The organism is Pseudoalteromonas prydzensis (genome assembly GCF_011050055.1).
GTDB classification, from domain to species: domain Bacteria; phylum Pseudomonadota; class Gammaproteobacteria; order Enterobacterales; family Alteromonadaceae; genus Pseudoalteromonas; species Pseudoalteromonas prydzensis_A.
In genome coordinates this window covers 1-25,202 of sequence record NZ_DRGM01000117.1, presented here as the reverse complement: position 1 = coordinate 25,202, position 25,202 = coordinate 1, and the positions used below count along the sequence as shown (strand labels likewise).

The 25,202-nt window shown below is 41.8% G+C and carries 16 protein-coding genes; 12 read left to right on the top strand and 4 right to left on the bottom strand.

What is annotated here, in order from left to right:
- Positions 1–28: 28 nt before the first annotated feature.
- The 4 genes from ENH88_RS10895 to ENH88_RS10880 all read left to right on the top strand — a co-directional run bounded on the left by ENH88_RS10895 (position 29) and on the right by ENH88_RS10880 (position 3,474).
- Complete coding sequence (locus tag ENH88_RS10895; RefSeq protein WP_304182269.1) at positions 29–1,405, top strand: TolC family protein; 1,377 nt, start codon at positions 29–31, stop codon at positions 1,403–1,405.
- Between the two features lie 17 nt (positions 1,406–1,422).
- Positions 1,423–2,448 carry a zinc-binding dehydrogenase gene (locus ENH88_RS10890; protein ID WP_304182268.1) on the top strand — a complete coding sequence of 342 codons (1,026 nt, stop codon included), beginning with the start codon at positions 1,423–1,425 and terminating at the stop codon, positions 2,446–2,448.
- A gap of 84 nt (positions 2,449–2,532) precedes the next feature.
- The gene (locus tag ENH88_RS10885) at positions 2,533–2,937 is read left to right on the top strand and encodes an NUDIX hydrolase (RefSeq protein ID WP_304182267.1); all 405 of its coding nucleotides are present in this window, start codon (positions 2,533–2,535) and stop codon (positions 2,935–2,937) included.
- A gap of 48 nt (positions 2,938–2,985) precedes the next feature.
- A complete protein-coding gene (locus ENH88_RS10880; RefSeq protein ID WP_304182266.1) occupies positions 2,986–3,474 on the top strand; it encodes a GNAT family N-acetyltransferase in 489 nt (162 codons plus the stop codon).
- On the opposite strand, the gene ENH88_RS10875 is transcribed toward ENH88_RS10880, so the two are convergent.
- Genes ENH88_RS10875 through ENH88_RS10865 form a run of 3 tightly spaced genes read right to left on the bottom strand, consistent with a single transcriptional unit; the run spans position 3,461 to position 6,975 of the window.
- Positions 3,461–4,084, bottom strand: a complete 624-nt coding sequence (locus tag ENH88_RS10875; RefSeq protein WP_304182265.1) for a PqiC family protein — start codon at positions 4,082–4,084, stop codon at positions 3,461–3,463. The two genes, ENH88_RS10880 and ENH88_RS10875, sit on opposite strands and share 14 nt — an antisense overlap.
- On the bottom strand, positions 4,084–5,739 hold the full coding sequence (gene pqiB, locus ENH88_RS10870; RefSeq protein WP_304182264.1) for an intermembrane transport protein PqiB: 1,656 nt from the start codon (positions 5,737–5,739) through the stop codon (positions 4,084–4,086). The genes ENH88_RS10875 and pqiB overlap by 1 nt, the downstream gene beginning before the upstream one ends.
- A gap of 9 nt (positions 5,740–5,748) precedes the next feature.
- Positions 5,749–6,975: a PqiA/YebS family transporter subunit gene (locus ENH88_RS10865; RefSeq protein ID WP_304182270.1), complete on the bottom strand. Its 1,227-nt coding sequence runs from the start codon at positions 6,973–6,975 to the stop codon at positions 5,749–5,751.
- Between the two features lie 150 nt (positions 6,976–7,125).
- On the opposite strand from ENH88_RS10865, the gene ENH88_RS10860 reads away from it, so the two are divergent.
- A complete protein-coding gene (locus ENH88_RS10860) occupies positions 7,126–7,902 on the top strand; it encodes a substrate-binding periplasmic protein (RefSeq protein WP_304182263.1) in 777 nt (258 codons plus the stop codon).
- Here ENH88_RS10860 and ENH88_RS10855 read toward each other — a convergent pair.
- Positions 7,891–8,706: an acyl-CoA thioesterase gene (locus ENH88_RS10855; protein WP_304182262.1), complete on the bottom strand. Its 816-nt coding sequence runs from the start codon at positions 8,704–8,706 to the stop codon at positions 7,891–7,893. The two genes, ENH88_RS10860 and ENH88_RS10855, sit on opposite strands and share 12 nt — an antisense overlap.
- Positions 8,707–8,950: 244 nt before the next feature.
- On the opposite strand from ENH88_RS10855, the gene dnaK reads away from it, so the two are divergent.
- The 7 genes from dnaK to ENH88_RS10820 all read left to right on the top strand — a co-directional run.
- The gene (gene dnaK, locus ENH88_RS10850; protein WP_304182261.1) at positions 8,951–10,870 is read left to right on the top strand and encodes a molecular chaperone DnaK; all 1,920 of its coding nucleotides are present in this window, start codon (positions 8,951–8,953) and stop codon (positions 10,868–10,870) included.
- A gap of 212 nt (positions 10,871–11,082) precedes the next feature.
- Positions 11,083–12,219 carry a molecular chaperone DnaJ gene (gene dnaJ / locus ENH88_RS10845; RefSeq protein ID WP_304182260.1) on the top strand — a complete coding sequence of 379 codons (1,137 nt, stop codon included), beginning with the start codon at positions 11,083–11,085 and terminating at the stop codon, positions 12,217–12,219.
- 350 nt (positions 12,220–12,569) lie between these two features.
- Positions 12,570–12,803 carry a FeoA family protein gene (locus ENH88_RS10840; RefSeq protein ID WP_304182259.1) on the top strand — a complete coding sequence of 78 codons (234 nt, stop codon included), beginning with the start codon at positions 12,570–12,572 and terminating at the stop codon, positions 12,801–12,803.
- Positions 12,800–15,121 carry a Fe(2+) transporter permease subunit FeoB gene (gene feoB, locus ENH88_RS10835; protein WP_304182258.1) on the top strand — a complete coding sequence of 774 codons (2,322 nt, stop codon included), beginning with the start codon at positions 12,800–12,802 and terminating at the stop codon, positions 15,119–15,121. The genes ENH88_RS10840 and feoB overlap by 4 nt, the downstream gene beginning before the upstream one ends.
- Positions 15,122–15,205: 84 nt before the next feature.
- The gene (ybaK, locus tag ENH88_RS10830; RefSeq protein WP_304182257.1) at positions 15,206–15,667 is read left to right on the top strand and encodes a Cys-tRNA(Pro) deacylase; all 462 of its coding nucleotides are present in this window, start codon (positions 15,206–15,208) and stop codon (positions 15,665–15,667) included.
- A 311-nt stretch (positions 15,668–15,978) separates the two neighbouring features.
- Positions 15,979–18,234, top strand: coding sequence for an acyl-CoA dehydrogenase (locus ENH88_RS10825; RefSeq protein ID WP_304182256.1), 2,256 nt, complete (start codon positions 15,979–15,981; stop codon positions 18,232–18,234).
- A 348-nt stretch (positions 18,235–18,582) separates the two neighbouring features.
- Positions 18,583–25,202, top strand: a 6,620-nt coding sequence (locus ENH88_RS10820; RefSeq protein WP_304182255.1) for a SpvB/TcaC N-terminal domain-containing protein, incomplete at its 3' end; no start/stop codon positions are given.

Genomic DNA, 25,202 nt, shown 5'->3' with positions numbered 1-25,202 from the left:
CGTAAAGAGACTACGCAGGAGCAAATTAATGAGTAACTATAAATTAACCGCTCTTGTTGTTGCGAGTTTATTAACGGGCTGTGCGAGCAAAATTGATGAGCAGCAGTACCAAACTCAATTGCAAGAGTTTGTTGCGCAAACGCAGATCGCTGCACAGTTACAAGGTCAAGACGAACTTAACTGGTGGCAGCAATTAAATTCAAGCCAACTCAATAATTTAGTGATGAGTGCTCGCGCTAATAATCATGATTTGCATACTAGTCAGTTGCAGCTGAAAAGTGCACTTGCCCGTTTAGGCGGGCAAAAAGCCCAGTACTTACCGCAAGGGGGAGTGGCCGTTGACGCCACTCGCGCAAGTATTGGTGATGTGAATACGCGTCAATCAGCGGCCAATGTGAACCTTGATTGGCAACTCGATTTGTTTGGCAAGATCACCGCGCTTGTTGATGCTGCAAATGCAGGCGCGATGAGCCAAGCGCAGCAGCTGCGCGCTTTGCATATTGAAGTTGTTAGTTCTGTGGTAAAAGGGTTTGTCAGCTTTCAAGGCAATAAGCAAAAACAGCAGATCATTGAATTACAAATTGAAGCATTACAGCAAAGCATTGCGGTGCTGCGAGCTAGGGTTGAAGAAGGCGTCGCTAATGAGCTTGATTTAAACCGCACCTTGGCACAATTAAAGCAACAGCAAGCCTTGTTACCAGAAATTGAATATGCACAATTTCGTGATTTAGCGACGCTTGCGACATTAACTGGGCAGTTACCTGGCGATCTAAGTCTGGTTGATGAACAAAGCGTATTTGAACATGCGTTTACGGTAAGTTTGGCAACCCCCAGTGATGCCATTGCACTGCGCCCTGATATTAGCCAAGCATTATTTGAATTTAGCCAAGCTAATTCATTAAGCGTGGCTGCGAGTAAAGCATTGTTGCCAGACATCAGTTTAACTGCATTTGCAGGAGTGCTGAGTTTGGGAAACAATCAACTCTCAGATACCGCACAGCAATGGCAAGTTGCGCCACAGATCCAGTGGTCACTGTTAAGTTACCCTGCGTTACTTGCACAACGTGATGCGCAGCAGTACTTGAGTGAAGCGGCTTATAGTCAATACCAACAAGTGGTATTGAATGCAATGGCACAGAGTGAACTTTCATTGCAGCTATTAGTCAAACAAAGTCAACAACAAAGCTATGCCGAACAGCGCTATAAGTTTGCAAATAATGCCTTTTTACAAGCGCAGGCAATGTATCAAGAAGGGCAAATACCCTACTTAGAGTTGTTAGATGCGCGACAGGATGTTTTAATAGCGCAGGAAAATGCAATTGACTCAACGATTTCATCATTACTTGCTAAAGTAGACACTTACCAAGTATTTAATGGACGTTGGAGTTATGCGTTAGTTAATTAAGCTAAGTTGAGTTTTTAATGCCACATACTGATCTTTTATCAACAATCCCCGCCACAATGCGTGCGATTGCGTTACTTGAACCTAATGAACAGATACATCTATCTGAGCTTGAATTACCGGTGCCTGATGTCGTAGACAATGAACTGCTGATCAAAGTTGAGTATGTTGCGTTAAACCCGGTTGATGCGTGTTTTGCAAAGCACGGTTTTTGTAAATGGCAATATCCTCACATCTTAGGCCTTGATGCTGTGGGCGTGGTGGTTAAAGCCGTTAAGGGAGTATTTCCAGGTGTTGGTGCGCGGGTAATGTGGCATGGTAATATTGGGGAACAAGGCGTGTTATCACAATACGCGAAAGTGCCTAACTTTGCTGTGTCGCAAATTCCTGACAGCGTTACATTACAGCAAGCTGCGACATTACCCTGTGCAGGTATGTCGGCATTAGTAGCCCTAGATAAACTGCAATTAACAGAAGGCGACTCTCTTCTAATTGAAGCCGGTGCCGGTGCCGTTGGCCAGTTTGCGATCCAATTTGCCAAACAACGCGGCGCGACAGTATTTACCACTGCAAGTAAACGTAATCATAAACTGGTTAAGCAATTGGGTGCTGATATGGTGTTTGATTACAGCGATAAAAAGCTTAGCGATAAAATCCGCAAAGAGCTCGGGCCGCAAGGCTTTGATGCGGTGCTTGATTCTATTGGCGGGGAAACCACGGTTCGCAATGTTGAATTAATGCGTTTTTGTGGTCGTATTGCCTGTTTAAACCCATTGCCTAAGTTTGAACAAGAGTTAATGTTCAGGCGTGCACCTAATATCGGTATTGTCTCGTTAGGTGGTGCGTGGTTGGCAAACAGTTTATGTGCTCAGCAAAAAATGAGTTTTATGGGTAATTTATTGTTAGATAATTTAGCCAGTGGCAGTATCAAAATACCGCAGATCAGTGAAGTTGAATTTAACGCCAGCAGCATTTCACAGGCGCTTAATAAGCAAATTGCTGGTGGCTTTACCGGTAAGCAGGTAGTGAAAGTTAGCCATGCTTAGGTGTTAACAGTGCGCCATAATTTTTAAGCCTCGCAATTGCGGGGCTTTTTGTTATTGTTTAAGATTATTAACTTAGGGGGAAATATGGCATTTACAGATTTTTATCGCCTCAGTGCCCATGCAGTGATCACCAATGCAAGTGGTGAGATTTTGCAGTTAAAAGCAAGTTATGGTGAGCAAAGTTGGGGATTACCTGGTGGCGCGTTAGATGTGGGTGAAACAGTGCATCAAGCCTTGCTGCGCGAATGCCAAGAAGAGCTTGGCTGTGCGGTAAAAATTGAACACTTAACAGGTATTTATTACCATAAAGCGTTTAATTCTCATGCTTTTATTTTTAGAGTAAGCTTGTTAAAAGATGCTGTGATCACACTCAGTGATGAGCATTTAGAACACCGCTATTATAAATTGTCTGAGCTTTCCAAGGTGCAACAACATAGAGTCACTGCGTGTTTAAATTACAGTGGCACAGTTGATAGTGCCGCATTTTAATCTAGCTGCCTGCACGACTAATAGCACTCATTAAGTGGAAAACGAGATATGAATACGAAACGGTTAGTTATTCGCCATGGCCAGCTAAGTGATGCGCCATTTATTCTTAGTTTATTAAACCAGCCGAGTTTTTATCGTTACATTGCTGATAAAGGTATTTACACTAAACAACAGGCTGAGGAATATTTACAAAAAACCTTTATTGATGGCCACCAACAACAGGGCTTTGGCCCGTATATTGTGGCAAATAAACTGGGTGTTGCAATTGGTATGGTCGGTTTATTTCAACGAGCAGCATTAGCAGTGCCTGACATAGGTTTTGCATTTTTAGAGCAATACACTGGACAGGGCTTTGCCTATGAAGCGGCTGCAAAATTATTAAGTGTTTACCAAGGTAAATTTCCACAGATTGCCGCGATAGCTGATGTTGACAATAAATTGTCGCATAAGTTATTAAATAAACTCGGCTTTACAGCATACGGTAAAGCAGTGCTGAATAATGATAGCACTGCTTTAGTGGTGTTTATTCGTGACTAAGCGCACTGAGGGTCGCGGCGACTTGTTTATTAATATTCTGCCAGTTTAGCTCTAAACTGGCGACAAGGCCTTCGTAATCATCAGCAATTAACGGGTTAACCTCACTAAAATAATGAATTGCTGTTAAAGAGCGGCCCTTTTCAAACGACGTATAATACAGACGCCAGAGACCAGAAATATCCGCATTACCTTGACTATCACCATTAAAATGATGAAGTTCATATTCTAATTCATAATAACTTTGCTGATCTTTAGCGGTGATCACCGGCAATCCTGTGACTACCATCCAGTCATCAAGGGCGGTAAAAAGTACTTGATGAGCACTGGCGGTGAGCATTTGATCTGGGGCTTCGCTCCATAAGTGATAGTTTGCGGCGTTAACTTGGTTGTTGTCCAGTTTCATGGCAATACCACGGTTATTCAAGGCACCACGTAAACTGACAGTACTAACGCGCAATTGCGCTGATGTGTCAGTGCTAGTGCGTTGCATTGGTTTTATGGTTTGTTCAAACTGATAATATTCAACCGGTGCATTAAGTGATTGGCTGCACCCTGATAATAACACCACGGCGATAACAGCAAAAAATTGTAGTCGTAAAAATGTGCGCATTATTGTTTCCTCGGTGTTGGATCGCCTGGCAGTGATTTATCAAAAATAAACATATTAGGTTGCTCATTCAAGCCACGCGAGAGTGGCTGTAGCTCCTCACTTAAGCGTTTAAACTCTGAAAGCGTTTGTTGTAACTGGTGATGTAATGAGGAGCCTTGTTGATAACTGGCCATGGTTTTTTCAAACTGTTTCATGGTGACATCAAATTGCTGCATGCTTTTGGTCATTTCCGCAAAATTACGATTAATGTCCCCAGGTAAATTTTGCGTATCTTGTTTGCTTAACAATGTACGCATTTCATTCGCCAGCGCTTGGTAATCAGCAAACGCAGCATCAATTTGCGCTAAGCTGTCTTCAATTTTTAAATTATTTACTTTATTTAACACATCCGAAACTTGATCTGCTAATACGGTGATGCCACTGGAAACACTCGGAAATACTTGATATTGCGACAGTGTTTCTAACTTCGCTGCAGGCGCATCGTGGTAGATATCAAAATCGACATACACGGCACCAGTGAGCAAGTTGCCTGGTTTCAAAGAGGCGCGCATGCCATTTTTGATCCAACCATCAACACTACTTTGCCAAAATTCTTTGGCTGACGCATTGTTGTGGTAAATACGGCCATACTCTATTTTTATCAAAGCGGGTACTGCGGTATTATCGGTTCTAAAGTGAGCGGGTTTACCATCGACGATCACCTGTGCGGGTGCTTCCACCACTGTGCCTACGCGCATGCCTCGATATTCAACTGGGGCGCCAGCACGTAAGCCTCGAATAGACTGCTCAAACTCGATTAAGTAATAATCAAAATCATAAAAACGCTCTTCTAGGGCATCTTTGTAGCTATTACTAAGGGAAAAGTTATGACCTTCTTGGGCAAAATCACCCGGTGACTGTTGCTCAGGTAAGCCAACCGAGATCCCGCCTTTTAATAACCGGCTTAACGAACCTGTTTTTACATTAATGCCATCGGCAGATAAATCAATTTCAACACCGGTATTAACCCAGAAGATAGAGTTTAAGGTGATCAGGTTTTGATAAGGTTCGTTGATGAAAATACCGTACTTCATTGCTTGGTTTTGCCAATCAAATGTGGCTGTTTCAACCTGACCAATTTTATAATTCTTAAAAAAGATACCGGTGCTGACATCCATCACTTCAGCATCATAACTGAGTAATGAAAAGCGTCCGCCTTTGACATCTTTATCAATCAGTGCTGGCTCTTCTTGTAATTTAAAATAGTCTTTTGTTTTGCTACTTTCACCGGGCGAGAACTCTAAATACACCCCTGAAAGTAAGGTGCTCATACCACTGATCCCGGTTTCATCAATACGTGGTTTAACGACCCAAATGTTGGCATCTTCGGTTAGTAAGCCGTCATAATGTTTATCAATTTGGGCTCGGGCAATAACACTGTTTTTGGTATCAGAAAGGCGAACATGATCAATTTGGCCGATTTTCACGCTGCGTACTTTTATTTCTGTTTTTCCTGCCACAATACCTTCAGCATGAGGCATTGAAATATAAATGGTTGCGCCTTTATTAGCTTGGTATTGGTAAAGCATCCACGCACCAACCAGCAACGCTATAACCGGTATGATCCAAATCGCAGAAATAATGGGTTCTTTTTTTATATTAGCCGTTTCGCTCATGCTGTTTCTCTAATTTATGGTCTTTTTATCATTGTTTGGCGAATCCCATAATAGCCGAGGATCAAACGCGTGTGCAGCCAACATTTGGCAAATCACCATGATAGTAAAAAATACAGTACCTAAACCTGGCGTTACTGACATTAAATTACCAAGTTGCACTAAGGCTACTAGAATTGCGACAACAAATACATCGATCATGGACCATTTACCAATAAATTCAGTTAATTGATAAACTCTTGTATAGCCTTTTGTTTGGCGATTGGCGGGTTTACTTACCAACAAGCATAAAAACGTTAAAATCAGTGCTTTCGCAAGCGGTACTACTACGCTTGCTAAAAAAATGATTAATGCAATTGGGTAGGAGCCGGCTTGCCACAGTGTTATTACCCCACCAATTAAGGTTGAGGGAGATTCATCGCCAAGACTGGTGGTGTACATGATGGGTAATAAATTGGCTGGAATATAACAGGCAATTGATGTCAGCAACCAAGCCACGGCTTTTTGTACGCTGTGAGGGTTACGGACATGGGTTTTGCTATTACAACGTGAACAATATTCGCCTTCACTGAGTTGATGGCAGACATGGCAGGCACGAATATCATTATCTATTGCGCGGTAGGGCAGTTTTGCTGCGGCAATTTTAGCTTGCGGCTGAATTTGGTCCCATAACCTGGCTCTGTTTAGATGAGCTAACGCGCTAATATAGAGGATCACAAACGCGACATAAGCCCAAAAACTAACGCCAAAGCTAATGTCCGCAAGCGACATTATTTTTACCATGCTGACCAATACACCAATCAAAAATATCTCAGACATGATCCATGGCTCCAGCGCTAACGCAAACTTAAGTAAGCGTCTGGCAATCGTGTGTGGCAGTACTTTTAACACCCCTAAATGCAGTGGAATAAGCATGGCGAGTAACATCATGGGTAAGCCAATGATGCTGATATCGATAAACAGGCCTAGCAAATCACTGTCGTAATTAAATAAGATCCGTGCAGCATCGGGCAAAGTAATAGTCTGTGTTATGCCATTACTGCTAAATGAAATAAAGGGGTAAAACATGCTACTTAGTAGCATCAGTAACGCACTGATACTAAGTGCTACAATGCGACTATCATAATTTATATTTGCTGCGCAGAGTTTACTGTGGCAATGTGGACAGACGGCCATTTGTTTTGCAACTATGTGCGGAATGTCAATTATAAGATCACAATGAGGGCAGGCAGTTTGCAAATTAGTCGCCATGAGAGAAGTAATTTAAACCAAGTTTGCATCAATTAAAGGGTAAATACAAATGCGAGATTGGATTAACTAGACTAGCCTAATAAGAATGCCGTTATGCAGTTTTGCAATTAGTAAAAAGCATAGATTCAGAGAGGTTAAATGAAGTATTTTATAGCGATTTATTTAATTTTATACAGTGGACTTGCCATGAGCCTAACTGCGCCTAAGCCTAGCGATAGGATCACGGTTGCGGTAAGCCCATCTTTACCACCTTATGTATTTAGCGACGACGACACTGGTTTACAATTGCAGATTTTAAAATCTGCGTTTAAAGATCAAGGTGTCACCAATCTCGATATTGTGTACATGTCTAACAAGCGAGCAGGGCAGTCGCTTGAAAAAATGGACGTGGATATTGCAATGAACTATGCAGGGGCTACCAACTCTGCGATTTATTCAAGTCAGAGTTTATTGGCTTATCAAAATGTCGCTATTAGTTTAAAGAAGAATAATTTTAAAATTAATAGCGTGTATGACCTTTCTGGCAAGAGTGTGGTTGCTTTTCAAAATGCCACCGAATTTCTCCCTGCGCCATTTAAAGCATTAACGACTAAATTACGCTCTTATGAAGAAGTGGTTTATCAAGCAGCTCAAGTTGATCAGTTAATGAAAGAGTGGGTTGATGTAGTCGTATTGGAAAAGCGGGTATTTTTATATTATTTACAGCAATACAAAGCAACCCATCCAATTCAACCTATCACAATTCACCCAATATTTCCTGAAGCACCTCGTCCGGCTTATTTTACCAGTAAAGTGCTACAAGAGATTTTTGATATGGGGCTGGCCCATATCATTGAAAATGGCGAATACAGTAAAATTATGGCCTTTGATGGGAGTGAATATACTCAGCTTGTTACCCCAAACTCAATCGAATAGGGCAACTGTTTGCCGAGTAAGCGCCAGTAATTCTCCAGATTGTGACCAAATACTGCCATCTTCTAACCCGTAGCCATCTTTGCAGTGGTGAGTTATTGCTTCAAAACCAAGCCACTCGCCTGCGGCCAACTGCGGTGTTTGTACAAACTCTAAATACCACGACATGCTACTAGCGGGGGCGGGTTGACTAAACATTTGTAATAAAGTCGGTGGCCATGCATCGGTAAGTGCAATGATATGGGCTTCACTAAGCTGCGCTGGTGATTGTTTTAATTTCATCCAGCCGCCTAAGTGTGATGTTTGAGCCGCAGTAAACGGCATGCTGCCTTGTTGTGGGCATAAATCAACATGTTGAAAAAATTCCGGCATTGCCCCAGCTTGAAATGGCAAAATGTAACGTTCATTGACAGGTTTCAGACTCATCGCTTTTGTAACCGGCACATTGATTGCGGAATCGCGTGATTTTGCAAAACATGCTTGTACAACCACACTCACTTGATTATTTTGCACTGCTTTTGCCAATACCTGAGTACTACTTTTCCCTTCGCGTAACACTTCGATTATAAGTGAGAAATCAGTATCCGCTAATAAAGGTCCCACAAAGTTCGTACTAATAGAGAGTAAACGACGACTTGGTGCTATTTGCTGACGCATTGCTTGATAAAGTAGTGAGGCAGATAAACCGCCGAAAGCCGTGCGACCTTGGCACCAGTTAGCAGGAAATCGCATCGTTGCGTGAGCTTGTTCGGGAAGGGGAAGCTGACCTATCAGTGCCGCTTGCTGTAATAGTTGATCAAAATGCATGGTGATCCTTTGAGCCATTTTTTATTTATTAGTGATTTTATAACACATAAAAACTCATCAGACCAGATTGTGAAATGGCCTCTAATGATGCAAAAAACGACAATCCACACATTAATTAGGGTTATTTGCAAAATAAATTGCAAAAAAACAGTTTTTTTTCATTTTTACAGTTGAATTAAGTTTGTGGCATCCCTATTTACTAGTCATCGAACGTATTAACGAATTTTGAAGTTGGAGAAGTTTCATGGGTAAAATTATTGGAATCGATTTAGGTACTACTAACTCTTGTGTTGCAGTACTAGATGGCGGCAAAGCACGCGTAATTGAAAACGCGGAAGGCGATCGCACTACACCATCAATTATTGCGTATACGCAAGATGGTGAAACACTTGTTGGTCAACCTGCTAAACGTCAAGCAGTGACAAACCCAACCAATACATTATTTGCGATTAAGCGTTTAATTGGTCGTCGTTTTGAAGACGAAGAAGTACAACGCGATATCGGCATTATGCCTTTTAAAATTATCAAAGCAGATAATGGCGATGCATGGGTTGAAGCGGGCGGCGAAAAACGCGCTGCACCACAGATTTCAGCCGAAGTATTGAAAAAAATGAAGAAAACTGCTGAAGACTTCTTAGGTGAACCAGTAACTGAAGCAGTTATCACCGTTCCTGCATACTTTAATGACTCACAACGTCAAGCAACCAAAGATGCTGGTCGTATCGCGGGCCTTGAAGTTAAACGTATCATTAATGAGCCAACGGCTGCTGCACTTGCATACGGCATGGACAAAAACAAAGGCGAAAACATCGTTGCAGTATACGACTTAGGTGGCGGTACTTTCGATTTATCAATCATTGAAATTGATGAAGTTGAAGGCGAGCACACATTTGAAGTACTTGCTACCAACGGTGACACTCACTTAGGTGGTGAAGATTTCGATAACCGTGTTATCAACTACTTAGTTGCTGAATTCAAGAAAGATCAAGGTTTAGATTTAAAAACTGATCCACTTGCAATGCAACGTGTAAAAGAAGCAGCAGAAAAAGCAAAAATTGAACTTTCATCAGCACAATCTACAGAAGTAAACCTTCCGTATGTAACCGCTGATGCAACAGGTCCTAAGCACATGAACGTGAAACTAACACGTGCGAAGCTTGAGTCACTTGTTGAAGACTTAGTACTTAAGTCAATTGAACCACTTAAACGTGCGCTAGCTGATGCTGATTTATCAGTAAGTGACATCAACGACATCATCCTTGTCGGTGGTCAAACACGTATGCCACTAGTGCAAAAAACAGTAACAGAGTTTTTTGGTAAAGAACCGCGTAAAGATGTTAACCCTGATGAAGCCGTAGCCGTAGGTGCCGCGATTCAAGGTGGTGTACTAGCTGGTGACGTTAAAGATGTACTATTACTAGACGTTTCACCACTGTCTCTTGGTATTGAGACAATGGGTTCTGTTATGACGGCACTAATTGAGAAAAACACCACGATCCCAACTAAGAAATCGCAAACATTCTCAACGGCTGAAGATAACCAAGCTGCGGTAACGATCCACGTACTACAAGGTGAGCGTAAACGTGCTAGCGACAATAAATCTCTGGGTCAATTTAACCTAGAAGGTATTCGCCCTGCACAACGTGGTACACCACAAATCGAAGTAACGTTCGATGTGGACGCGGACGGTATCTTACATGTATCAGCAAAAGATAAAGATACAGGTAAAGAGCAAAAGATCACGATTCAAGCATCTTCAGGTTTAAGCGATGAAGAAGTTGAAAAAATGGTTCGTGATGCAGAAGCGCACGCAGAAGATGATAAAAAGTTCGAACAGCTAGTTGCAGCTCGTAACCAAGCAGATGCGTTGGTTCACGGTACGCGTAAGCAAATTGAAGAAGCTGGCGACGCACTGCCAAGTGAAGATAAAGAAGCTATCGAAGCTGCCGTTGTAGATTTAGAAGCTGCCATTAAGAGTGACAACAAAGAAGAGATTGAAGCTAAAACTCAAGCTCTAGCTGAAAAGTCACAAAAATTAATGGAAATTGCACAAGCTAAAGCTCAACAAGCCGGTGGCGAAGGTGATGCAAAGCAGCAACAATCTACTAAGCAAGACGATGATGTAGTTGATGCAGAGTTTGAAGAAGTGAAAGACGACAAGTAATTGTTACTAGCGCTTCGCCTAACTGAAAACACGATGACTGATATCGTAATTTAAGTTAGGATGAACAACTTAGGCGCGCAGGCACAAGCTTGACGCGCCTTTTGCATGTAAAGACTTGCAGGCAATAGCTTTAAAAATTAATGGTAAATCGATACGATTTATCGGTTTATCCGCAGCAATGCTGCAGTAGCAAAAAGAGTAGTGTGATAGATATGTCAAAACGCGATTATTATGAAGTCCTTGGTGTGGCAAAAGATGCCAGCGAAAGAGACATTAAAAAAGCGTATAAACGCTTAGCGATGAAATATCATCCAGACCGTACCGCAGGCGATAAAGAACTTGAAACTAAGTTCAAAGAAGTAAAAGAAGCTTACGAAATACTCACTAGTGAGCAAAAGCGCCAGATGTACGATCAATATGGTCATGCCGCATTTGAACAAGGTGGTGGTGGTGGTGGTCATCATGGTGGCCACGGTCAAGGTGATTTTGGTGATATTTTTGGTGATGTGTTCGGTGATATTTTTGGTGGCGGTGGTCGTCGTCAATCACGTCAGCAACGCGGTGCCGATTTACGTTACAACATGGACTTAAGCTTGGAAGAAGCGGTTCGTGGTAAAGAAGTTGAAATTAAAGTGCCAACCTGGGTGAGTTGTTCACCATGTGATGGCAGTGGTGCTAAAGCGGGTTCTAAACCGAAAACATGTACGACCTGTCATGGTGCAGGGCAAGTGCAAATGCGCCAAGGTTTCTTCGCTGTACAACAAACGTGCCCAACTTGTCAGGGTACAGGTCAGATTATTTCTGATCCATGTAATAGCTGTCACGGTCAGGGCCGCGTTGAGAAAACTAAAACTTTATCAGTTAAAATTCCAGCAGGCGTTGACACTGGCGACCGTATTCGTTTGTCAGGTGAAGGTGAAGCTGGTGCGCATGGCGCTCCTGCCGGTGATTTGTACGTGCAAGTATCTGTACGTGAGCATCGCATCTTTGAGCGAGATGGCAATAACTTATACTGTGAAGTGCCAATTGGCTTTACCACAGCAGCGTTAGGTGGCGAAATTGAAGTACCAACACTTGATGGCCGTGCTAAGTTAAAGATCCCAACTGAAAGCCAAACCGGGAAAATGTTCCGGATGCGTGGTAAAGGCGTTAAGTCTGTACGCAGTGGTGCTGTTGGTGATTTAATTTGTAAAGTAGTAATTGAAACACCGGTTAACTTAAATGAACGTCAGCGTGAGCTACTTGAAGAGCTTGAAGTTAGCATGGGTAAGGATGGTTCTAAAAACCGTCCAAAAGAAAAAGGCTTTTTTGATGGTGTAAAAAAGTTCTTTGATGACCTAACCAAGTAATACTTAGTTATTTAACATAAAAATGGCGCCAAATGGCGCCATTTTTTATTGACTAACAAAAATAGGTAATTATACCAATCGACTTAAATATTTAACCATTCTAGCGAGCTAAATAAAGCGCTAACTGCGTTATAATTTTTTTAAGTAGAACAATACATGTCAAAATTTATGCCTTGTTATCACTCCATTTATCTGTCGCTATAAATGGTCAGTAACTTAACACGATTGGTATTATGTGTCTTTGTCGTTTTATTTAGTATGCTTATCGATATGATAATTAGTCTCACTTGCATGATTGAATAATCGGCGTAAAATCAGCGCCATTGATGTATTTAGTGAAATGAAATGGCATGGTAACGCTCGACAAATTAGTAATAGGCCAACACGGCTCTGTAGTAAGCATTGATCCCAATGCGAGTTTGTTACGGCAAAAATTACTTGCTATGGGTTTAACGCCGGGTGCTCCTGTTCATGTATTACGCTTTTCTCCGTTTGGCGATCCTATGATTGTCAAAGTTCGTGGCACTGTGCTGAGCCTTCGCAAAGCCGAAGCAAAATCAATTAATTTGGAACTCGCAGTATGAATCCAAACATTGCCGTTATCGGCAACCCTAATTGTGGTAAAACCACACTCTTCAATGCGTTAACCGGCAGCAAACAAAAAGTAGGTAATTGGTCAGGTGTGACTATCGACAAAAAAATTGGTCAATTTAAAGTGGCCGATCAGCATGTTGATTTAGTGGATTTACCAGGCACTTATTCGTTGGATGTTAATGCCCAAACCCCGTTGGATGAAAAAATTGCCCGCGATTATGCCCTCAGTGGTGAATCACAACTGATCATTAATATTATTGATGCATCAAACCTTGAGCGTAATTTATACCTCACAGCCCAGTTACTGGAGATGAAAGTACCACTGGTCGTGGTATTAAACATGGTGGATGTAGCAAAGCGCAATGGTTTAACAACCGATCCTCAAGCACTTGAAAAACGCCTTGGATGCCCTGTAATTGCCCTAAGTGCGAATAATAAAAAAGATATCAGTGCCTTAAAAGACTGTATTGCACAGGGCTTAAAATTTAAAAAGGTATCTGCACAGCAGCCAAGTTATGATGAAAAGGTAACGCGAGCGGTCAACAACATCACTGCCAGCTTAGCGGCGCACAGCGCGCCTTTAGCAAACGTTGATAGTCAGTGGCTTGCACTGCGATTATTAGAGCAAGATGAAAGCTGTTTTGGTTATGCTGATCAACAGACCTTATCAGTGGCTGAAGCTGAATTTTCACAATTTGCCGACCATCATCAACTAGACGTATTGTTTGCCAATGGCCGTTATGAGTTTGCCCAGCAGCTCGCTGAACTGACTCAAAATGCCAAAGGCATTGCCAGTGAAACGATCAGCGATAAAATTGATGCTGTTGTGATCAACCGCTTTTTAGGCATTCCGATTTTTTTAGCGATCATGTACTTAATGTTTACCATTGCGGTTAATGTTGGTGGGGCGTTTATAGATTTTTTTGATATCGCCGTAGGCGCTATTTTAGTTGATGGCTTTGGCCAGCTGCTTAGCTCATTAGGTTCACCTGATTGGCTTCGCGCTTTACTGGCCGACGGTTTAGGCGGTGGTATTCAACTTGTCGCTACCTTTATTCCGGTGATTGGCTTTTTATACTTTTGTTTAGCCTTTATTGAAGACTCAGGCTACATGGCGCGAGCTGCATTTATTATGGATAGGTTAATGCGCGCCATTGGCCTACCCGGTAAAGCGTTTGTACCATTGATTGTGGGGTTTGGCTGCAATGTGCCCTCGGTGATGGCAACACGAACCTTAGAAACTCATAAAGATCGTTTACTAACGATAGCGATGTCACCGTTTATGTCGTGTGGCGCGCGCTTAAGTGTGTATGCGCTATTTGTGGCTGCCTTTTTTACTACTAATGGGCAAAACTTAGTGTTCGCCTTGTATATATTGGGTATTGTGATGGCGGTATTAACCGGCTTAGTGCTGAAAAATACTTTATTCACACCCACGTTAACGCCGTTTATTTTAGAGTTGCCAGCGTATCATATGCCAACCGCAAAAGGCGTGCTTTACAAAGCGTGGGAGCGGTTAAAAAGCTTTTCTTTACGCGCGGGTAAAACCATTATTGTGGTGTTTGTAATTTTAAAAATATTAAGCTCAATCGGCACCGATTTAACCTTTGGTAATGATAATACAGATAAATCAATGCTCAGCGAAATATCTAAAGTGGCAACGCCGGTGTTTGCTCCTATCGGGGTAGAGCAAGATAATTGGCCTGCAACTGTGGGGATATTTACTGGGGTATTTGCTAAAGAGGCCGTGGTAGGTACCTTAGACAGCTTATATGCTAATTTAGATGGCGTAGCTGCTACGGATAGCGACGATGTTAATGTTATCGATAAAGTCGAAGAGGCGTTTGCCAGCATTCCAGCTAATTTAACCGATGTGTTTGCCAACTTACTCGATCCGCTGGGTTTAAATGTTACGGTTGTGAGTGATCAAAGCAGCGCTGCGATTGATCAAGAAGTGAATATTGCTACTTTTACTACCATGGAAAACTTATTCAGTAGCCAACTGGCAGCATTTAGTTATTTGGTATTTGTGCTGTTGTACACTCCATGTGTGGCCGTAATGGGCGCTATGTACCGTGAAGCAGGAATGAAATGGATGCTATTTGTGGCAACCTGGTCAACGGGCCTTGCTTATATAACGGCTTCAGTGGTGTATCAAGTGGGTAACTTTAAGCAAGCACCGATGTTCTCGGCATTTTGGCTACTTGGCTGCGCTGTTGTGGTTGCCTTAGCCGTCAGCTCTATGCGTATCTATGGCAACAAAATGGCTGCTAAGAGCCGTTTGATCCCCGTTGTGAATATTATTTAGCTAACACATTAATTGTTAAAAAAGAGTATCTTGGTACTCTTTTTTTGCTAACGTTAAACAGCTTACAATTCGTTAGGGATAATTATGACACCAGCAACACAGCTGTTAAAAAAACACCGAGTCCCCTTTGAGGTACTCAGTTATGAGCATGATGCAAACGCACACAGTTTTGGCTTAGAAGCGGTTGAAAAGTTAGCCTTACCCGCAGAGCAAGTATTTAAAACCTTAGTACTTGAAACGAACGCGCAGCAGTTAATTGTGGCAATCACACCGGTAACGCAGCAAGTTAATTTAAAGCTGTTAGCGAAAGCCTGTGGGGCTAAAAAAGTGCAGCTGGCAGCTGCGCAAAAAGTCGAAAATAGCACCGGTTATATTCTCGGTGGCGTAAGCCCACTTGGACAAAAAAAGCGTTTAGCAACTTACCTCCATAGTAGTGCAAAGCAGTTTAATATTATCTATGTAAGCGCTGGTAAACGTGGCCTTGAAATTGCACTTGATCCAAATACATTAATAAAACTGTGTAATGGCAAATTAGCCGACTTTTAGTGGTAATTTACAGTGGTTAGTTAACAGTCGATAGGCTAACACTACTCCCTTGCAGAAACTTTAACGTATCTTTGTTTTCCCTCATTTTGTTTCTGTTGTTGCTGAGGCTCAATTATTTTAGTGTTTTTTAGTAAAAAAAAATCAACTAAATACTGTTCAGCGTACAAGTGTTAGCTCTTTTTATTCAATAGCTTAGATTTCCCCAAGAAAAATAAATTGAAAAAACTGTTAAAAATTTGCTTAGAGCAATTGATCTAATCTGATTTTTATGACGTAATGTAGGTATTATTATCTGGTCGGATGAGTTAATCATGAGTTTACGCACAAAATTAAAAAAAGTATTACCAACTATTTCTATCACTGAACAAGAAGCCCTCGATGCGGGTGATGTGTGGTTAGAAGGCTCTATCTACCAAGGTAAGCCAGATTTTGACGCTTTACGTGCAGTATCTGCCGCAGTTTTAAGCGCAGATGAACAAGCATTTATCAATGGCCCATTACAAGAACTATTGGGTATGATCGATGACACTGAGATCCAAAACGGTATCCACTTACCCGAATACATTTTAGATTTTCTGAAAAAAGAACGTTTCTTTTCACTGATCATTCCTAAATCATTCGGTGGCTTAGAGTTTAGCCCTTACGCAAACTCTACTATTGTTGGCACAATCGCCACTAAAAGTTCTGCGGTTGCAGTAACGGTTATGGTACCTAACTCATTAGGTCCTGGTGAGTTGCTACTGCACTTTGGTACTAAAGAGCAACAAGCGCATTATTTACCACGCCTAGCGAATGGCCGTGATATTCCATGTTTTGCTCTCACTAGCCCTGAGGCTGGTTCTGATGCCGGCGGTATTCCAGATCTAGGCACAGTGACTAAAGGCATGTACAACGGCGAAGAAGTACTTGGCCTTGAGATCACTTGGGACAAACGCTATATCACCCTAGCACCGATTGCCACTGTGCTTGGTTTAGCATTTAAAGTAGTGGATCCAAATGGTTTACTAGGCGGTAAAGAAAACCTCGGTATTACCTGTGCACTTATTCCAAAAGAGCACCCAGGTGTTGAACTTGGTAATCGCCATGATCCTATGGGCATTCGTTTTTACAACGGTACTACACGTGGTAACAAAGTATTTGTACCAATGGACTTTATCATTGGTGGGCAAAAGAACATCGGCCGTGGTTGGCAAATGCTGGTTAGCTGCTTAGGCGCTGGCCGTGGTATTTCATTACCGGCATTAGGTGTGAGTTCTTCACAAGTGGCCTTTAAAGGTGCTTCAGAGTACGCCGCGGTACGTGAACAATTTGGTTTAGCGATTGGTCAGTTTGAAGGTATTCAAGAAAAACTCGCTGATATTGCTGGTAAAACCTACCTACAAGAAGCAATGCGTGTACTAACCACCGAAGGTTTAGGGATGGGCTTAAAACCGTCAGTTGTGACGGCAATTGCAAAATATCACATGACTGAAATTGGCCGCGACGTGCTTGACTCAGCAATGGATATTCAAGCCGGTAAAGCGATTCAAAATGGCCCGCAAAATACGTTAGCAAGTGGCTATGTTGCACAGCCAATTGCCATCACGGTGGAAGGTGCAAACATTCTTACCCGTAATCTGATGATCTTTGGTCAAGGTGTAATGCGTTGTCACCCATATTTACAATCTATGGTTGAATCAATTCACAGCGAAGATAAAAACGCGGATAAAGAATTTAACCGTATTTTACGTAAAACAGTCGGTTATAGCGTAGCAAACAGCTTACGTGCATTTCGTTTAGGCGTATTACCATTTACAGCAGGTGCTAATTCACCACTGCCAGAAGTACGTGAATATGAAAAAGCAGCTCATAAATTATCAGCTAAATTAGCAGTCTATGCAGATTTCTCGTTATTGGTACTTGGCGGTAAACTTAAACAAGCGGAAATGCTATCAGCCCGTTTAGGCGATGTAATGAGCTTCTTATATGCGGCGATGGCATCAATTAAATATTATGAGCAAAAAGTAGCAAGCAGTGAACGCGAGCAAGCAGCGCCTTACTTCCACTACGCAACACGTTTTGCATTACAAAGCGCCGAACAAGCATTGCATAAGTTTTTAGACAACTTCCCTGCAAGTGGCACACGTAAGTTTATGCGTTTTATTACCATGAACTATTCGACTAAAATGCCAAAAATTAGCGATGACTTAATTCGCGAATTAGCAGAGCAAGCACAGCTTGATACTGCCTTTAAAAAGCAAATTACGCATTTAGTTAAGCCTGTAAAAGGTGATGGTCATTACATCAACGAGCAAGCTTACTTAGCTAAAATGGGCTGTTTAGAGTTACTCGCAAAAGTGAAAAAAGCCTTGCGTGCTAAAACAATCAAACCAGCTATTCGTTTTGCACTTACTCTTGATAATGCACTTGTTGCAAATGTAATTACTGAAGAAGAATACGCTAAACTGATTGATTACAACAAAAAACGTGAACGCGCGATTCGTGTTGATGAGTTCGATTTTGATATGAACTTATTAGACGAAAACGCCCAGCCAGTGAATCCACTGAAAAGCGTTGTAAATCAGTAACAATTTGGTTTAAAAAATTAATTCAACAATGTAAGCGCCCAGCAGTTCGGGCGCTTTTATATTTAAAGCCCATGCAATTTTGTGTGGGCTTTTTTAAGCTTTTATGAAAAGTTTATCGATTAGACAAATTGATTCAGTGATGTGTACCGGAGAATTTATTCTTAAAATGGGTGCGGAAGACCTGATTCATTATTTTCCCTACTTTTAAGTGAAAATATCGAACAAAATGTATATTTAGGTTGCTAAACTGTTATTTTAAGTTGTTAGTTTCTGTTTGGTTGCGCGAGTAGTTGATTTTTTTGAGTGTTTTTGTTAATTTATTGTTTTTATTTAGGTAGGGAAAACCTCTTGAAAAGCAATAATAAAGTACTATCAAGGTTGATTATTTCATTAATCTTTCTCTTTTCTAATGCGTCATTTTCGGCTATATCTATTCTGCCTGTACCAAATAATGTCAGTGTAACTGAAAATCAGGGAATAATTTACATAACTTGGAAATATGATTTCGATCCAGGTGACAGTATTTACCCTCCTGTAGATCCTAGCCCTTTACCTTTTAGCTTAAGTGCGGCAGAGTCGTCACAAAACTCAGTATCAACACTTGCTGATTGCGGGCTTTTATGTGGTGCAACCTCTATCACTCTTACACCAATATCCGGAAGTTCAAATTCGAATGTGAAGTTTGAAATTCAAAAATCTATTCCCAATTCTTCATTCTTTACAACGCTTGAAGCTCAATGGTCTAGTTATACATACAAGTACCCTTATCAGGGCGATGGCCCTTTCAAATTTAGAATAAGAGCTGTCGAAGTTGACTTTTCAACTGGAAAGAATGTTTATAGTCGTTATGTTGAAACCCCAAGCCTCTCAAGACTCAATCAAGTTACTATTTCTCCAAATGGTGGTGTTATAGAACCATTGAATAGGATTTCTCTATCTAGCATTGGTGGGACTGTTAAGTATAAGTTAGTTTCTTTAAATGAAGCTTGCACTGATGGAAATTGGGCTACTTATAATAGTTCACTATTATTATCGTCTCCTAAGAGAGTGTGTGCCAAAGCAACAAAACCGGGCCAAATTGATAGTCAAATCAGCTTTGCTGATTTTCAAGTTAAACTAAACTCACCGACCCTTTACCCTGAAACAGCATCATTAGGTTCAGAGTCATTAATTACCTTAGTTTCTCCTCAAAGTACGACATTAAAATACAAGTTGATTCCACAAACTCAAAGCTGTACGAATTCCGACTGGGAAAATTACTCTTCAGGGTTTTCAATTTCGAGTGACATACGTGTCTGTGCAAAAGCTTCAAAAGCCGGATGGGTTGATAGTAATATAGTTCATCGAGATTATAACTTTTACGAATCATCTGCTTTTTCAGAGATAACTAGTAATCAACCCTCAGATGGAGCATTTATTGAAGCATTAGAACCAACTACTAGCAATATAGGAACGATTAAAGGTCAGGCAGGTGTAAGTGGTGGTGCAGCGACTTACCATATCCCCATTGAACTCCCTCCAGGGCGAGCTGGTATGCAGCCTGACGTATCATTAAATTACTCATCGCGCAACGGCAATGGCATTGCTGGTGTTGGCTGGTCGTTATCAGCAGGTTCAAGCATTACACGTTGTGCAGCTACTTACGCGCAAGATAATTTTACCCAAAACCCGCAATATAATAGTAATGATCGTTTATGTTTAGATGGTCAACGCTTGGTTGTAGAGTCAGGTACGTATGGTAGTTCTGGAGCAGAATATCGTACAGAAATTGACTCTTTTGTACGTGTTACGCAAAGCGGCTATCTCAATGGCACATCAACCTGGTTTAAAGCTGAATATAAAAATGGCAGAGTCGCGTATTTTGGTAAAACGGCTGAATCGAGGCTAGTACATGGTGGCAAAAGTGCGGCGTATTCGTGGTTGATTGAATATCAACATGATGCGACTGCGAAGAATTATATTCATTATGAATATGAAGAGTTTGGTGTAGGGGAGAAGTTGTTAACAGATATTTACTATACGGGGGCATCATCGGACACTAGAGGTAATCGATATGTTTCTTTTAGTTATATCAATCGTTCTGACAGACGCACAAACTATCTTGCAAAAGGGACTTTTTCGTCAACAAAGACTTTGAATGAAATTAGCACTTTTTATGGTAATGAGCTTGTGTGGCGTTATGGATTAAGTTATCAAAATAGCTTGTCTAATCAACGAAGTTTATTGCGAGATATTACTCAATGTAATTTATTTGCTTGCCTACCAAAAACTGAGTTTTCTTGGTTAGAAAGTCAGCCACAATATAGTTTTGAGCCGCTCGAATTTCAAAGTGGTAATAATACAGTTGAAATGCTGACTCAACCTTATATTAGCAAAATAATTCCAAGAGGTGATGGTAATGGTGATGGTGTTCGAGATTGGCCAAGTGTAGATATTAATAGTGATGGCTCGCCTGAACAATTGGGTCTTTCAGCCAATGCTGAAGGTGAAATCATAAACGACCAAAGTGATACGCTTGGGTATTGTTTTTCTCCTATAGGGGCGTCAGGAGTACGCTGTTTAGAAGGAGACTTCAATCTTGATGGTCGCTCAGATGCTTTTTCACTTTCAGGTGGGTGGGGGAGTAACGGGCTATTTAAAATTAAATACGCAGGTTCTTCATCATGGATAAATACTGAAATATCAAGAACACATTACAGTGATGAGCCATTAGCAATAGATGATTTCAATGGTGATGGGTGGCCTGATATTGTTGTTAGACAAGTAGATGATGGTGTTAAATGGCGAGCGAAGATAACCATATTCTTTAACACCAAAAATACGAGTCGACCATTTACAACCGCTAACAGCCAAGTACTCATCGCCGATGCTGTAGCGGGAGGCAATAGAGGCACTGTTAACTATGTGGATATTCAATCTTTAGGTGATTTAGATGGTAACGGAACAAGTGATTTTATTCTTTATCAAAACAGTGGGCTAGTTCCAGATATTGCCATACCCGATAAAGTGCTGTTTATATCTCCAAATAACGGCGGGGTATCAACTATTACGGAGTATCAATTTTCAGGGTATCTTGATGTAACTAGTAGTAATAGTGTTGGTGAAGCGAACTTATTTCATGATGTAAATGGGGATGGTTTACTTGATTGGCTTGCTGTGGATGTTGACATGACTCTGGCTGTTCGTATGAATACTGGTGGAGACTTCGATCCTGTATGGCAAGGGTTAGCTGTAAAGCTTCCAATGTATCAGGTAGGTTATTTGGCTAGTATTAATGAACCGGAAACTATTTATTTACCAAATTTAAACTTTACATTTTCGATGGATTACGATGGTGATGGTAAGCAAGAGTTGCTTTTTGCAAAGGATGTAGTGGCATCGGCATGTTCACAGGTTGAAAATTGGCGATATAGTGGCGGGCGACAAATTTTAGCCACAGATTGGTTTTGTGATAATCGGCTTTGGAGTTTAATCCAAGGTCGGTACGATGCGTTTAATATCAGGTCGGTTAATGGTAAAGAGTTGGATGTATCAGCACGCCGCTATGAAGCAATATATTTTGATGAGTCAAATGCGGGCAATATCACAGCATCAATTAAAGCGACAGATATTATCGCATCAGCAGGTCAAAAAGCGGCAATAGATGCAACTGGTGATGGTTTAGTTGACGTGGTCACAACGTTTGATTGTCAGCGGCCTAATTGTAAATGGAATTTAGAAACCTCTTCATTATCCAACGGAGTGAAAACCGACTCATCAATTGAAAATAAACCCTATATAAACCGTAATTTAGGTAGCTTTCAAGGAGCTACAAAAAATGCACAAGGACTTTATAACTATGCAGCAGTTGATGTTATGTCTGCCGTTAGTAATGGAGTCGGTCACCTCAGTGATTGGCAATATAAACCTTTAGCTAGTGATTCGTTTAATGATGAAAACGGTGAGTTTTATTCTGTAACAAATCATAACTCGACGACTCCTTATTTTAATTTCTCATCGAGCATGCTTAGTGTTGCTTCATTTACTCAAAGTAATGGCATTGGTGGTACAAGAGAAAAGCAATATAAATACCGTGATGCGATGTACAACGCTCAAGGCCGTGGTTTTATGGGCTTTAAGAGCATAATAGAAGAAGACGTAAGCCGAGGTTTGATCACCCAGTCTGATTTTAAACAAGTCTTTCCGTACCAAGGTAAATTAACACGCCAAGCCACGTTTACGCGTGATGATTATGTAACACGAGGGGATGGGCTACTGGGCTCTGCTGCAAGCGAAAGCATGGCCTTAAGTTACTCAAATACCGAGTGGCGTGATAACGTCAATCACAGTATAGCGGGTGTGTACAGTGTCTACCCTCGCACGACCACCCAAGTAACGCGTGATTTAAGCACTAAAACGGAGCTCACACGCACCAACAAAAACATCACCGGGATAGATGAATACGGCAATGTCACAGCGTCGTCAACACAAGTAGCGGATGATTGGGGGACATATCCAACAAGCGAAGTGAGAGTATATGAAAGTAGTGAGTCTAATTGGTGGTTAAATAAGCTCATCAGCAAAACGACGACGAAAGCCAGTATTACAAACCGCCACTCAAGCGACCCATTCACCAATGCTGAGCTTGATAAAACAACGAGCTTAACCACAGCTTACAGCAATTACCACACAAGTAGGCAACCGCAAACGGTACTCATCAGTAGCCAGCTCGCAGGTTCAAGCTCTGGTTATGGCAGTACAGTACTGACCAGTCACAACGCCTATGGCTTGCCACTTTCTGTTAGCCAAACAACGAAAGTGCGCAACAGTAGTGGCAGTTGGGTTGACCAAACGCGCACCACATCAACCACGTACAGTAAAAATGGCACCAGCGAGGCTGCCGACGGCTACTTCCCTTATAAGCAAACTAATGCGAAAGGGCATATTAGCTATACTAACGTCAACCCAGCAACGGGGCAGGTAACGCAAACGAGGCAACAACTCAGTGGCAGCAATTATCAAATAACCAACTATGGTTATGATGACTATAACCGCCCTTATAGTGTACAAACGGCGGGTATGCCTATTCAATATACTGCTGTGCAAGTGGCTGACGAACAAGCCCCAACCCATGCGGTATTACAAGTGCTGCAAAGTGCAGCGGGCCAGCCAACCCAAAAAACTTACCAAGACAAACTTGGGCGAACATTACGCACTGCGGTAGAAGGGTTTAATGGTGATTGGGTATTCTCCGATGTTATTTATAATAGTGTCGGTGATAAAATATTCGAGTCAGTGCCTTACAAAGAATATGCCACCCGATACGGCAGCACCTACGCATACGATACATTAGGGCGAGCAATTGAAAAAGTAACGGCGCAACACTGTGGTGATATGACCACAGACTATGACTATGCAGGCCTTACAACCAATATTACCGTGAACGAAGATTGTTACGGCATTACGTTAGCTATGTCGCGCACGTACAATAGCCTTAAACAACTAATGCAAACGGTTGATGCTAATAATGGCGTAACCCGTTACAGCTATAATAATCAAGGCCTACCCATTATCATTCAAGATGCTAATGGTAATAATATCGTCGCTAAGTACAATGCACTGGGGCAAAAAACACAAGTGAATGACCCAAACCAAGGCATCACTAATTTCCAATACAACGGCTTTGGCGAATTGCAATATGAATCCCGCGCAGGGAATAAAGCGGTAAGTTATGTAACGGATGTGCTTGGCCGCGTTACACGCCGCACCGCCACAGGTGAAAATACACTCACCTACACATACGATGGTGCAACGTATGGTTTAGGGCAATTAAACCAAGCCACAGGCAATGATGTAACAAAAACGTATACCTACGACAATCGCGGTCGGCCAAGCAGTCAAACCATTGCAGGCAGTGGTAAAAGCTACACCACAACCACCTTTTACGACAGTCATTATGGCCGTGTAAAAGGGCTGCGTTACCCCAATAACCTTACCTTAGAATACATCTATAATGATGCAGGTTATCAAACACAGGTAAAAAATGCAGCGAACGGTTATGTGTATAAAGCCATCACGGAGCACGATGCGTTTGGTAATATAACACAAGGAACCCTAGGTAACGGGTTAATAGAAAACACCGCATACAGCACTAAAAATGGCCAGATGACCTTAAAAACCATTGCTAAAAATAACAGCAATATCATGAGTGTCGATTACTCAGCCTATGATGGCTTTGGTAATTTAAAAGCCGTTGATATCACCACGGGAAGCATTGGTAACCAGCACAGCTTTAGCGAAAGTTATGACTATGACGCATTACACCGTTTAGAAAGTAATGCTGTCAATGGCATTACTACGATTGACTACAGCTATGATGCCGTGGGTAACCTCTTATCAAAATCAGACTACGCATCGCAGTATGATTATGAAAACGGCACAACTGGCGGGCCCAATGCAGTAAAACGAATTTATCGTAGTGGAAGCTGGAAAACCTTTGCTTATGACGCCCGAGGCAACATGACCCAAGGTGATGGGCTCACCAGCGCCACCTATAACGCGATGGACAAACCCACGCAAATCAAAAAAGACGGTAAAACCCTGAACTTCACGTATGGCCCGCAGCATATGCGCTTTAAGCAAGTGAACGGCAGTGTGAGCATCTATTACAGCGATAAGTTGTATGAAGAAGAAATAAACGGCAGCAAAACCACTTGGCGGGCTTACATCGACGATATCGCTGTTATAAGCCAAACCACCAATGAAGGCGCAACCATCCGCTACACCCACCGTGACCGCTTAGGCAGCGCACGGGTCTTTACCGACCACAACGGCCAAGTAGAAGCCGAGCGCAACTTCGACCCATTTGGCAAACCACGCTTAGCAACGGGCGGATTAAAACCAGTGGGTAATGCAAAACTTGGAGATAAAACCACAGCAAAAACCAATCGCGGCTTTACCGACCACGAACATTTAGATAATGTAGAGCT